Below are 12,910 nucleotides of genomic sequence, written 5' to 3' on the forward strand. Positions count from 1 at the left end.
CCAATGGTTGACCCGCTGACTCCCGTTCTCACCAAGCGCTGGACCGAGCCCAGGTCCTGGACCATCGAGACCTACGAGCGCACCGGTGGCTACACCGCCCTGCCCAAGGCGTTGAAGGCCCACCCGGACCAGCTCATCCAGCAGTGCAAGGACTCCGGGCTGCGCGGCCGCGGCGGCGCGGGCTTCCCCACCGGCATGAAGTGGGGCTTCATCCCGCAGGGCGACGGCAAGCCGCACTACCTCGTCATCAACGCCGACGAGGGCGAACCGGGCACCTGCAAGGACATCCCGCTGATGATGGCGGACCCGCACTCGCTGATCGAGGGCGTGATCATCACGTCGTACGCGATCCGCGCGAACTTCGCGGCGATCTACGTCCGCGGCGAGGTCCTGCACTGCATCCGCCGCCTCAACGCGGCCGTGCGCGAGGCGTACGCCAAGGGCTACCTGGGCAAGGACATCCTCGGCAGCGGGTTCGACCTCGACGTCGTGGTGCACGCCGGTGCCGGCGCGTACATCTGCGGTGAGGAAACGGCACTGCTCGACTCGCTGGAGGGCCGTCGCGGCCAGCCCCGGCTCAAGCCGCCGTTCCCCGCGACCTCGGGCCTCTACGCGTCGCCGACCGTGGTGAACAACGTCGAGACGATCGCGTCCGTGCCGTTCATCGTGAACGGCGGCTCGGACTGGTTCCGCGAGATGGGCCGCGACCGCTCGCCGGGTCCGAAGATCTACTCGCTGTCGGGCCACGTCACGAACCCCGGCCAGTACGAGGCGCCGATGGGCACCACGCTGCGGCAGCTGCTGGACATGGCCGGTGGCATGAAGGACGGCATCCCGCTGAAGTTCTGGACGCCGGGTGGTTCGTCCACGCCGCTGTTCACCGCGGAGCACCTCGACGTGCCGCTGGACTTCGAGGGTGCCGCCGAGGCCGGTTCGATGCTCGGCACGACGGCGTTGCAGATCTTCAACGAGACCGTGTCCGTGCCGTGGGCCGTCATGAAGTGGACGGAGTTCTACAAGCACGAGTCGTGCGGCAAGTGCACGCCGTGCCGCGAGGGCACGTACTGGCTCGTGCAGATCCTGCAGCGGATGGTGGCGGGCAACGGCACGGCGAGCGACATCGACACGTTGCTCGACGTCTGCGACAACATCCTCGGCCGCTCGTTCTGCGCGCTCGGTGACGGCGCCGTCAGCCCGATCACCAGTGGCATCAAGTACTTCAAGGACGAGTTCCTCGCCCTGTGCGACCAGAACTCGAAGGTCCTGGCTGGAGCGAACGCATGACCATCGCGCCTGACAAGTCCACCGCAGAGGTCGCGGTCCCCGAGGGGCACGTCAAGCTCATCATCGACGGCGTCGAGGTCATCGCGCCCAAGGGTGAGCTGCTGATCCGCACGGCCGAGCGCCTCGGCACGGTCATCCCGCGCTTCTGCGACCACCCGCTGCTGGAGCCCGCGGGCGCCTGCCGCCAGTGCCTCGTCGAGGTCGAGATGGGCGGCCGGCCGATGCCGAAGCCGCAGGCCTCCTGCACGATGACGGTCGCGGACGGCATGGTCGTGAAGACCCAGCTGACCTCGCCGGTCGCGGACAAGGCCCAGCAGGGTGTGATGGAGCTGCTGCTCATCAACCACCCGCTGGACTGCCCGATCTGCGACAAGGGCGGCGAGTGCCCGCTGCAGAACCAGGCGATCGCCCACGGCCGCAGCGACTCCCGCTTCCACGAGCACAAGCGGACGTTCCCGAAGCCGATCAACATCTCCACGCAGGTGCTGCTCGACCGCGAACGCTGCGTGCTCTGCCAGCGCTGCACCCGGTTCTCCGCGCAGATCGCCGGCGACCCGTTCATCGAGCTGCTGGAACGCGGCGCGCAGCAGCAGATCGGTGTGGCGAAGGAGAAGCCGTTCCAGTCGTACTTCTCCGGCAACACCATCCAGATCTGCCCGGTCGGTGCGCTCACGTCAGCCGCCTACCGGTTCCGCGCCCGGCCGTTCGACCTCGTGTCGACGCCGAGCATCTGCGAGCACTGCTCGTCCGGCTGCGCCGAGCGCACCGACTGGCGGCGCGGCAAGGTGCAGCGCAAGCTCGCCGGCGACGACCCGCAGGTCAACGAGGAGTGGATCTGCGACAAGGGCAGGTTCGCCTTCCGCTACGCCACGACCGACGACCGCATCACGCGGCCGTTGGTCCGCGACACCGAGACCGGTGAGCTGCGCGAGTCCTCGTGGACCGAGGCGCTCCAGGTCGCGGCCGAGGGTCTGACGGCGGCGCGGGACGCGAACGGCGTCGGTGTGCTGACCGGTGGCCGCCTGACCGTCGAGGACGCCTACGCGTACTCGAAGTTCGCCCGGATCGCGTTGCGCACCAACGACATCGACTTCCGCGCCCGGCCGCACAGCGCCGAGGAGCTGGAGTTCCTGTCCGGCACGACGGTGTTCACCAACCCGGACAACGGCGTCACCTTCCAGGGCATCGAGAAAGCACCGGCCGCGCTGCTGGTCGCGTTCGAGCCGGAGGAGGAAGCGCCGATCGTCTTCCTGCGCCTGCGCAAGGCCGCGCGCAAGGGCACCACGAAGGTCTTCCACCTCGGCCAGTTCACCACCCCGGCCGTGGAGAAGACGTTCGGCACGCTGCTCGCCTGCGTGCCCGGTGCCGAGGCGAACGCGCTGAACGCGTTGCCGGAGCACGCTTCCGACGTCGTCGAGCTGCTGAGCAAGCCCGGCGCGGTGATCCTGGTCGGCGAGCGCGCCGCCGAGATCCCCGGCGCGTTCACCGCGGTCGCGAAGCTGGCCGAGCGCACCGGAGCCAAGGTCGCGTGGATCCCGCGCCGTGCCGGTGAGCGCGGTGCGCTCGCCGTCGGCGCCGTCCCGAACCTGCTGCCCGGTGGACGCCACGTCGCGAACGCGGCGGCGCGCACCGAGGTCGAACGGACCTGGGGCGTCGAGGAGGGCTCGCTGCCCGCGACGCCGGGCCGTGACACCAACGGAATCCTCATCGCGGCCGCCAGCGGTGGTCTGTCCGGCCTGGTGATCGGCGGCGTCGACCCGTTCGACCTGCCGGACCCCGCGCTCGCGGAACGGGCGCTGGGCATGGTCGGCTTCGTCGTGAGCCTGGAGCTGCGTCCCAGCGCGGTCACCGCGCACGCCGACGTCGTGCTCCCGATCGCCCCCGCGGTCGAGAAGTCCGGCAGCTACCTCAACTGGGAGGGCCGCCGCCGCGAGTTCGGCACCACGCTGGAGGGCACCGGCGCGCTGCCGGACTGCCGCGTGCTCGACACCCTCGCGGTGGAGATGGACGCGGACCTGTTCACGCAGACGCCCGCCGCCGCGGCCGCCGACCTGGCCCGCCTCGGCGAGGGCGCGTCGAGCGGTTCCTCGCTCGACGTCGCCGCGCCGCTGCAGTCCCCGGCCGGCCCCGGCAAGGCGGTCCTCGCCACGTGGCACCGGCTGATCGGCAACGGCTCGCTGCAGGTCGACGAACCGCACCTGGCCGGCACGGCCCGCCCGGTCGTCGCGAAGGTCGCGGAGGCCACCGCGAGGCAGTTCGGTCTGGAGACCGGAGGCTACGTGACGGTCTCCACCGACCGCGGCGCGATCACGCTGCCGGTCGAGACCGACGACCTGCCCGAGGGCGTCATCTGGCTGCCCACCAACTCGGGTGACGTGACCGTCCGGGCCACGCTCGGCGCGGGCCACGGCTCGATCGTCTCCGTCAGCGGAGGGAAGTCATGACCCAGCAGTTCGTCGCAGCGGAGATCGGCGACACCGCCAAGCTCCTGGCGGACGACCCGATCTGGCTGGTCCTGATCAAGGTCGTCGGGATCTTCGCGTTCCTCGTGGTCATGACCCTGTTCATGATCAACTGGGAGCGCAAGGTCGTCGCACGCATGCAGCACCGTCCCGGCCCCAACCGCGTGGGCCCCAACGGCTGGCTGCAGTCGCTGGCGGACGGTCTGAAGCTCGCGTTCAAGGAGGACATCCGCCCGGTCCTCGCGGACAAGTGGGTCTTCTTCCTCGCGCCGGTGATCTCCTGCATCCCCGCGTTCCTCGCGTTCTCGGTGATCCCGCTCGCCGGCGAGGTCAACCTGTTCGGCCAGCAGACCGCGCTGCAGCTCGTCGACCTCCCGGTCGGCGTGCTGGTGGTGCTGGCCTGCTCCTCGCTCGGCGTCTACGGCATCGTGCTGTCCGGCTGGGCCTCCGGCTCGCCGTACCCGCTGCTGGGTGCCCTGCGCAGTGCCGCGCAGGTGATCTCCTACGAGATCGCGATGGGCCTGTCGATCGTCGCGGTGATCATGTTCACCGGTTCGATGTCGACCGGTGACATCGTCAACGCGCAGGCGAGCACGGTCCTCGGCGCGTTCCCCGGCTGGTTCGGCTTCCTGCTGTTCCCCAGCTTCGTGATCTACGTGGTGTCGATGGTCGGCGAGACCAACCGCGCGCCGTTCGACCTCCCCGAGGCCGAGTCGGAGCTGGTCGGTGGTTTCCACACCGAGTACAGCTCGCTCAAGTTCGCGCTGTTCTTCCTCGCCGAGTACGTCAACATGGTCACCGTCTCGGCGCTCGCGACCACGCTCTTCCTCGGCGGCTACCACGCCCCGTGGAGCGGCGAGTTCATGAACACCGGCTGGTGGGGCCTGCTCTGGTTCATCATCAAGACGCTGGCGTTCCTCTTCCTCTTCATCTGGCTGCGCGGCACGCTTCCCCGCCTGCGCTACGACCAGTTCATGAAGCTCGGCTGGAAGGTGCTGGTCCCGACCAGCCTCGTCTGGATCATGGCCGTCGCGGTCATCCGCACCGGTGCGATCCAGCAGCTCTCCACGGGGCAGCGGCTCATCGCGCTCGGCGTGGTCGTCGGCCTCGTGCTGCTGGTCTCGTTCCTGCTGCCGGACAAGAAGGTCCAGGACACCAAGGGAGTTCCGCTCGCGGGTTCCGGCTTCCCGGTGCCGCCGCTCGACCTCGCGGTCCCCAAGTCAGCGCCCAAGCGCAAGGTCAAGGTCGCCAACATCCCCAGGGACAAGGCAGCCGTCACCACCGGTAAGGAGGCTGAGTAGGGATGTTCGAGTCCCTCAAAGGCTTCGGCGTCACCTTCGGCACCATGTTCAAGAAGGTGGTGACGGAGGAGTACCCCGAGGTCAAGAAGGTGACCGCGCCGCGGTTCCACGGCCGTCACCAGCTGAACCGGCACCCGGACGGGCTGGAGAAGTGCGTCGGCTGCGAGCTGTGCGCGTGGGCCTGCCCGGCGGACGCGATCTTCGTCGAGGGTGGCGACAACACCGAGGACGAGCGCTACTCGCCCGGTGAGCGCTACGGCAAGGACTACCAGATCAACTACCTGCGGTGCATCGGCTGCGGCCTGTGCATCGAGGCGTGCCCGACCCGTTCGCTCACGATGACGAACGAGTACGAGCTCGCCGACGACAACCGCCAGGACCTCATCTTCACCAAGGAGGACCTGCTGGCGCCGCTGCTGCCCGGCATGGAGCAGCCGCCGCACCCGATGCGGTTGGGCGACAACGAGCAGGACTACTACGTGAACGGCCCGCAGCTCGCGAAGGAGGCTCAGAAGTGAGTTTCCTCGTCAGCCTCCTGGCCCAGCAGCCGGAGCCCGTGCAGCAGGTGGTCGACAAGGTCACCACCGGCGAGGCCATCGCGTTCTGGGTCCTCGGCCCGCTCGCGCTGGCCGGTGCGCTCGGCATGCTCTTCGCGCGCAACGCCGTTCACTCCGCGCTGTGGCTCGTGGTGACGATGCTCAGCCTCGGTGTGCTGTACATGGTCCAGCAGGCGCCGTTCCTCGGCTTCGTGCAGATCATCGTCTACACCGGCGCGATCATGATGCTGTTCCTGTTCGTGCTCATGATGGTCGGCCGCGACAGTTCGGACTCCGTGGTCGAGGTCCTTCGCGGACAACGGCTCGCGGCCGCGTTGCTCGGCATCGGGTTCGCCGTGCTGATGGTCGGTTCCGTGGCCCGCGCGCTCACCTCGGTCGACGCCATCGGCCTGAAGGAGGCGAACACCACCAACGGCGGCAACGTCGGCAACATCGGCCAGAAGCTCTTCACGGACTACCTGTTCCCGTTCGAGCTCACCTCGGCGCTGCTGATCACCGCGGCGCTCGGCGCGATGATCCTGGCGTTCGTCGGCCGCGACGGGAAGCCCGCCCGCAAGACGCAGAAGGAACTCGTCGAGGAGCGCTTCCAGTCCGGCAAGCGGGTCGGGTCCATCCCCGGTCCCGGTGTCTTCGCCACCGCGAACTCGGTGGCCACCCCCGCACTGCTGCCCGACGGCAGCGTGGCGGAGGAGTCGCTGTTCGAGCTCATCGAGGCGACCGACAAGTCCGCGCTGACGGACGACGTCGCCGAGGTCGCGGGCACCGGTCACCAGCCGGACCCGCACGCGCTCAAGGGAAGTGAGTCGTGACTCCCACGTACTACCTGCTGCTGTCGGCACTGCTGTTCAGCATCGGCGCCGTCGGTGTGCTCGTGCGCCGCAACGCCATCGTGGTCTTCATGTGCGTCGAGCTCATGCTCAACGCGGTCAACCTGAGCCTCGTGACGTTCGCGCGGATCAACGGCTCGCTCGACGGTCAGGTGATGGCGTTCTTCGTGATGGTCGTCGCCGCGGCGGAGGTCGTCGTCGGCCTCGCGATCATCATGTCCATCTTCCGGACGCGTCGCTCGGCCTCGGTCGACGACTCGAACCTGCTGAAGTACTGAGGGGTCACCGGTGACGGAACCAGTTGCCGCCAGCGGGATCGCTTCTCTCGCCTGGCTTCTGTTGGCGCTGCCCGCGTTCGGCGCGGCGGTGCTGCTGGTCGGTGGCAAGCGCACCGACAAGTGGGGTCATCTGCTCGGCTGCGCCACGATCCTCGGCGCGTTCGGCTACGGGCTCGCGCTGTTCTTCTCCACGGTCGGCATCGAGAACCCGGAGCAGCGGGTGCAGAACCTGCACCTGTTCGACTGGGTGCACATCAACGCGCTGACCGTCGACTTCGGACTGCGGCTCGACCCGCTGTCGCTCACGTTCGTGCTGCTGATCACCGGCGTGGGTTCGCTGATCCACATCTACTCGATCGGCTACATGGCGCACGAGGAAGGCAGGCGGAAGTTCTTCGCCTACCTGAACCTCTTCGTCGCCGCGATGCTCCTGCTGGTGCTGGGCAACGGTTTCGTGACCCTGTACTTCGGCTGGGAGGGCGTCGGTCTCGCCTCGTACCTGCTGATCGGCTGGTACCAGTACAAGCCGGAAGCGGCGTCGGCGGCCAAGAAGGCCTTCCTGATGAACCGCGTCGGTGACCTCGGGCTCGCGATCGCGATCTTCCTGATGTTCAACCGGCTCGGGACCACCCAGTACACCGAGGTCTTCAGCCGGGTGAAGGAGTTCTCCAGCGCCGAGATCCTCGCGATCACGCTGCTGCTGCTCCTCGGCGCCTGCGGCAAGTCGGGTCAGTTCCCGCTGCAGGCCTGGTTGCCGGACGCCATGGCCGGCCCGACCCCGGTGTCCGCCCTGATCCACGCGGCGACGATGGTCACCGCGGGTGTGTACCTGATCGCCCGCTCGCACCCGATCTACGACCTGTCCGCCGACGGCCGCCTGGTCGTGATGATCATCGGTGGCGTCACGCTGCTGATCGGTTGCATCATCGGTTGCGCCTACGACGACTTCAAGAAAGTCCTGGCGTACTCGACGGTTTCGCAGATCGGTTACATGATCCTGGCGGTGGGTCTCGGCCCGGTCGGTTACGCGCTGGGCATCATGCACCTGCTGACGCACGGCTTCTTCAAGGCGGGCCTGTTCCTCGGTGCCGGTTCGGTCATGCACGGCATGAACGACGAGGGCAACATCCGGCGGATGGGCGGACTGGCGAAGTACCTGCCGATCACGTTCGTCACCTGGACGCTCGGTTACCTCGCGCTGATCGGCATCCCGCCGTTCGCCGGCTACTTCTCCAAGGACGCCATCATCGCGGCGGCGTTCACCGGGGAGGGCTGGCGCGGGTACGTCTTCGGCGGGGTGGCGCTGCTCGGTGCCGGGCTGACCGCGTTCTACATGACCCGCCTGCTGATCCTCGTGTTCCTCGGCCAGCCCCGTTGGAAGGAACTGAAGTCCGACGACGGCCGCGAGTACCACCCGCACGAGTCCCCGCTGACGATGACCATCCCGATGATCATCCTCGCGGTCGGCTCGGTCGGCGGTGGCTGGTTCCTCTCGTCCGGCGGACGTCTGTCCGGCTGGCTGGAGCCCTCGCTGGGCGAGCTCAAGGAAGAGCACGGCGTGCTCTCGCACGGCATGGTCGGGATCCTGACCGTCGTGCTCGCGGTGCTCGGTGCGGCGATCGCGTTCCTGCTCTTCGGCCGCGGCACGCAGCCGGTCGAGCGGCCGGAGCGGGTGTCGTTCCCGGTGCGCGCGGCCCGTGCGGACCTCTACGGCAACGCACTGAACGAGGCACTCTTCGCGCGGCCGGGCACCTGGCTCACCCGTGCGCTGGTGTTCCTCGACCTGAAGGGCGTCGACGGTCTGGTGAACGGCACCGCGGCGCTGCTCGGCGGTAGCTCCGGCCGGTTGCGCAGGCTGCAGACCGGGTTCGTCCGCTCCTACGCACTGTCCATGCTGCTGGGCTCGATCTTCGTGCTCGGGGCGCTCCTGGTGGTGAGGTTCTCGTGACCTGGGTTCTGATCGCGCTGCTGGTCGTGCCGCTCGTCGGCGCGCTGGTGGTGACGTTCCTGCGCAAGGACGACTCGAAGGCCAAGCTCGTCGCCCTGGCGTTCTCGCTCGTCGAGCTCGTGCTCGCGGTTCTGCTGTGGACCGCGTACAAGCCGGGCGGCGACCGCATCCAGCTCGCCGCGGGCGTGGACTGGATCGCCGCGTTCGGCGTGCGGCTGTCGTTCGGCATCGACGGCATCGCGCTGGTGATGATCGCGGTGATCGCGCTGCTGATCCCGCTGGTGATCGGGGCCGGCTGGACGGAGAAGCTGCCCGCCGGCCGTTCCCAGGGCGGGTACCTCGCGCTGATCCTGGTGCAGGAGGCCGTGACGGTCGCGGTGTTCGCCGCCACCGACGTCTTCCTGTTCTACGTGCTGTTCGAGGTCATGCTGATCCCGATGTACTTCCTGATCGGCGGCTACGGCGGCGCGCGCAGGCAGTACGCGGCGGTCAAGTTCTTCCTCTACTCGTTCCTCGGCGGCCTGATCATGCTGGCCTCCGCGATCGGCGCCTACGCGATGGCGTCGGACGAGCTGGGCAAGGGCACGTTCGACTGGGCGACGCTGGTGAAGGTGGTCAGCGACGCCGACGCGACGACGCAGACCTGGCTGTTCCTCGGCTTCTTCCTGGCGTTCGCGATCAAGGCGCCGCTCGTGCCGTTCCACACCTGGCTGCCCGACGCGGCCGCCGAGGCGCCCATCGGCGTCACGGTGATCGTCGTCGGCATCCTGGACAAGGTCGGCACGTTCGGCATGCTGCGCTACCTGCTGCCGATGTTCCCGACGGCGTCGAAGAACCTCGCGCCGCTGGTGCTCGTGCTCGCGGTCGCCGGTGTCCTCTACGGATCGTTGCTCGCCACGGGGCAGCGGGACATGAAGCGGTTCCTCGCCTACGTGTCGATCGCCCACTTCGGCTTCATCGCGCTCGGCATCTTCTCGTTCACGTCGCAGGCGGGCGTGGGCTCGGTGTCGTACATGCTCAACCACTCGATCTCGACCGGCATGCTGATCCTGGTGATCGGCATGGTGATCGCCCGCGGTGGTTCCTCGCAGATCTCCGACTACGGCGGCATGTCGAAGGTGGCGCCGCTGCTCGCCGGCATGCTGCTGATCTCCGGTCTGACCACGCTGTCGCTGCCGGGCACGAACTCGTTCGTCTCCGAGTTCCTGGTGCTGATCGGCTCGTTCCCGACGCAGCCGGTCTACACGATCCTCGCGACGGTCGGCATGGTGCTCGCGGCTCTCTACGTGCTGTGGCTCTACCAGCGGATGATGACCGGCCCGCTGCGCGGTGACGCCCTCGTGAGTGCCGCCGCTGGTCCGGGCGCCGTCGGTGACCCGGAGAAGAAGACGGCCATCGGCGACCTCAGCAAGCGGGAGATCGCAGTGCTGGCGCCGCTCGTTGCCATCGTGCTGGCACTCGGGTTCTTCCCGCAGCCGGTGCTCGACGTCATCACCCCGACTGTCGGGGCGACGCTGACCGAGGTCGGCGTGACCGACCCGGTCTCCGTGCAGGAAGGCAAGTGACGTGAACCTTCTCGTCGCTCAGGCGCAGCAGATCCAGGCGCCGGAGATCCACTACGGTGCCATCGCGCCGTTGCTGATCGTGCTCGGCGCGGCGTGCGTCAGCGTCCTGCTGGAAGCGTTGCTGCCCAAGCACCAGCGGTGGGCCGTGCAGCTCGTGCTGTCGCTCGTGACGCTGGTCGGGGCCGCCGGCGCGTTGATCCTCTACGCGGTCTCGGACAGCCGGCAGAAGCCGGGCATCGCGACGCTGGCGGGTGCGATCGCGGTCGACTCGCCGTCGTTGTTCCTCTGGGCCACGTTGCTGGTGCTCGGGTTCGGCTCGATCCTGCTGATCGCCGACCGCTCGGTGGAACCGGGCGGTGTGTTCGTGGCCCACGCCGCGATCCGTCCCGGCACCGTCCAGGACCGGGCGCAGGCCACGAAGACCGGCATGCAGACCGAGGTCTTCCCGCTCACGCTGTTCGCGCTCGGCGGCATGATGACGTTCGTCGCGTCGAACGACCTGCTGACCATGTTCATCGCGCTGGAAGTCCTGTCGCTGCCGCTGTACCTGCTGTGCGGCCTGGCTCGCCGTCGCCGCCTGCTCTCGCAGGAAGCGGCCGTGAAGTACTTCCTGCTCGGCGCGTTCGCCTCCGCGTTCTTCCTGTACGGCGTGGCTCTGCTGTACGGCTACGCGGGTTCGGTGAAGCTCTCGGCCATCGCGTCCGCGGCCGCCGGCACCGACCGGTCGGACACGCTGCTGTTCGCGGGCTTCGGCCTGCTGGTGGTGGGTCTGCTGTTCAAGGCGGCGGTCGGTCCGTTCCACGCCTGGACCCCGGACGTGTACCAGGGCGCGCCGACGCCGGTGACGGCGTTCATGGCCGCGTGCACCAAGGTCGCCGCGTTCGGCGGCATCCTGCGCGTGATCACGGTGGCGTTCGAGAACACGCAGTGGGAGTGGCGCGGCGTGCTCTACGGCGTCGCGGTCGTGTCGATGGTGATCGGCGCCGTGCTCGGCCTCACCCAGACCGACGTGAAGCGCATGATCGCGTACTCGTCGGTGGCGCACGCGGGCTTCCTGCTCATCGGTTCGATCGCGCTGGTGCCGAACGGCGCGGGTGTGAGCGCGACCATGTTCTACCTGCTGGCGTACGGCTTCACCACGATCGCCGCGTTCGGCATCGTGTCGCTGGTCCGCAACTCGGACGGCGAGGCGACGCACCTGTCGCAGTGGGCGGGTCTCGCGAAGCGGTCGCCGATCGTGGCGGGCGTCTTCACGTTCCTGCTGCTGGCGCTCGCCGGAATTCCGCTGACGTCCGGCTTCATCGGCAAGTTCGTCGTGTTCAGCGCGGCCATCGAGGCGGGCCTCACCCCGCTCGTGGTGATCGCGCTGGTGGCCTCGGCGGTCGCGGCGTTCTTCTACCTGCGGGTGATCGTGCTGATGTACTTCAGCGAACCGGCGCCGGACGGCCCGACCGTCAGCGTGCCGGGGGCGTTCACCACGATCGCGATCACGTTGGGTGCCGTCGTAACCCTGGTGCTGGGGTTGTGGCCCACGTTCGTGCTCGATTGGGCGGGTACCGGCACCTTCCTCAGCTAGGTGTACGTAGTCTGCTGATGTGACCAGTAGCGAGCATGAGGGACCGGGGTTCGCGTTGGTGGACCCCGTGCTCACCGAGCTAGTCCAGGACGGCCTGGCCGAGGTGGAGCGCAACCTGCACGACGTCGTGCAGAGCGAGTTCCACCCGGTGACGGAAACCTCGCTTCACCTTGTGGAGGCGGGCGGAAAGCGGATCCGCCCGCTCTTCACACTGCTGGCCTCCCAGTTCGGCGCCGAGTGGGACCGCGAGAAGGTCATCAGGGCCGCCACTGTGGTCGAGCTCACGCACCTCGCGACGCTCTACCACGACGACGTCATGGACGAGGCGACCATGCGGCGTGGCGCGGTGTCCGCGAACGCCAAGTGGGACAACAGCATCGCGATCCTGACCGGCGACTTCCTGTTCGCCCACGCGTCCAGGCTCACCGCCGATCTGGGGACGGACGCGGCGCGGATCATCGCGGAGACGTTCTCGGTCCTGGTGACGGGCCAGATGCGCGAGACCGTCGGCCCGCAGCCGGGTGAGGACCCGATCTCCCACTACCTCAAGGTGATCGAGGAGAAGACCGGCGTCCTGATCGCCACCGCCGCGCGGTTCGGCGGCATGTTCTCCGACGCCACCGACGAGCAGACCGACGCGCTGCGCCGGTACGCCGAGGTGATCGGTGCGGCGTTCCAGATCTCCGACGACGTCATCGACATCGCCTCGCCGTCGGTCGAGTCCGGCAAGACGCCGGGCACCGACCTGCGCGAGGGCGTGAAGACGCTGCCGATGCTCTACGCGCTCGCGGACCCGTCCGAGACGAGGCTCGCCGAGCTGCTGGCCGGTCCGATCACCGACGACGCGCTGGTGGACGAGGCTCTGGCGTTGCTGCGCAAGTCGTCCGGGATGGACCGTGCGCGCGAGACGCTAGACGAGTACGTGGACCGGGCCCGCACCGAACTCGGCAAGCTCCCCTCGTGCGCCGCCCGCGACGCCCTCGAAGACCTCGCCGTCTACGTGGTGGCCCGCTCCCACTAGATGACTGATTCCAAGGGGTCAGTGATCGTAGGCGGTTAACGACCGCATGACGGGTTGCTCTGACTTGTCGTTGTGCCAGATCGCGGTGGTC

Annotated in this window: 10 protein-coding genes; all 10 read left to right on the plus strand. The window is 68.4% G+C overall.

The window, feature by feature from the left end:
* Positions 1-3: 3 nt before the first annotated feature.
* From nuoF to ABZV40_RS16095, 10 genes are read left to right on the plus strand one after another with little or no spacing between them, the layout of a single operon-like run.
* Entirely contained in the window at positions 4-1,284 is a 1,281-nt protein-coding gene (gene nuoF / locus ABZV40_RS16050; RefSeq protein WP_355441063.1) for an NADH-quinone oxidoreductase subunit NuoF, read from the plus strand.
* Entirely contained in the window at positions 1,281-3,728 is a 2,448-nt protein-coding gene (locus tag ABZV40_RS16055; protein WP_355441066.1) for an NADH-quinone oxidoreductase subunit G, read from the plus strand. Before nuoF ends, ABZV40_RS16055 begins: the two co-directional genes overlap by 4 nt.
* Before the next feature lie 23 nt (positions 3,729-3,751).
* A complete protein-coding gene (nuoH, locus tag ABZV40_RS16060) occupies positions 3,752-5,047 on the plus strand; it encodes an NADH-quinone oxidoreductase subunit NuoH (RefSeq protein WP_355441111.1) in 1,296 nt (431 codons plus the stop codon).
* A 2-nt stretch (positions 5,048-5,049) separates the two neighbouring features.
* Positions 5,050-5,565 (plus strand): NADH-quinone oxidoreductase subunit NuoI, encoded by a 516-nt coding sequence (nuoI, locus tag ABZV40_RS16065; RefSeq protein ID WP_355441069.1) that lies wholly within the window; start codon positions 5,050-5,052, stop codon positions 5,563-5,565.
* Between the two features lie 17 nt (positions 5,566-5,582).
* Positions 5,583-6,413 carry an NADH-quinone oxidoreductase subunit J gene (locus ABZV40_RS16070; protein WP_355441114.1) on the plus strand — a complete coding sequence of 277 codons (831 nt, stop codon included), beginning with the start codon at positions 5,583-5,585 and terminating at the stop codon, positions 6,411-6,413.
* The gene (nuoK, locus tag ABZV40_RS16075) at positions 6,410-6,709 is read left to right on the plus strand and encodes an NADH-quinone oxidoreductase subunit NuoK (RefSeq protein WP_030473209.1); all 300 of its coding nucleotides are present in this window, start codon (positions 6,410-6,412) and stop codon (positions 6,707-6,709) included. The genes ABZV40_RS16070 and nuoK overlap by 4 nt, the downstream gene beginning before the upstream one ends.
* Before the next feature lie 10 nt (positions 6,710-6,719).
* Entirely contained in the window at positions 6,720-8,657 is a 1,938-nt protein-coding gene (nuoL, locus tag ABZV40_RS16080) for an NADH-quinone oxidoreductase subunit L (RefSeq protein WP_355441072.1), read from the plus strand.
* Positions 8,654-10,222, plus strand: coding sequence for an NADH-quinone oxidoreductase subunit M (locus tag ABZV40_RS16085; RefSeq protein WP_355441075.1), 1,569 nt, complete (start codon positions 8,654-8,656; stop codon positions 10,220-10,222). Before nuoL ends, ABZV40_RS16085 begins: the two co-directional genes overlap by 4 nt.
* A 1-nt stretch (position 10,223) precedes the next feature.
* Entirely contained in the window at positions 10,224-11,798 is a 1,575-nt protein-coding gene (gene nuoN, locus ABZV40_RS16090) for an NADH-quinone oxidoreductase subunit NuoN (RefSeq protein ID WP_355441077.1), read from the plus strand.
* Between the two features lie 55 nt (positions 11,799-11,853).
* Entirely contained in the window at positions 11,854-12,819 is a 966-nt protein-coding gene (locus tag ABZV40_RS16095; RefSeq protein WP_355441118.1) for a polyprenyl synthetase family protein, read from the plus strand.
* Positions 12,820-12,910: the final 91 nt, after the last annotated feature.

This window comes from Lentzea sp. NPDC004782, assembly GCF_040609115.1.
In the GTDB taxonomy this organism is placed as follows: domain Bacteria; phylum Actinomycetota; class Actinomycetes; order Mycobacteriales; family Pseudonocardiaceae; genus Lentzea.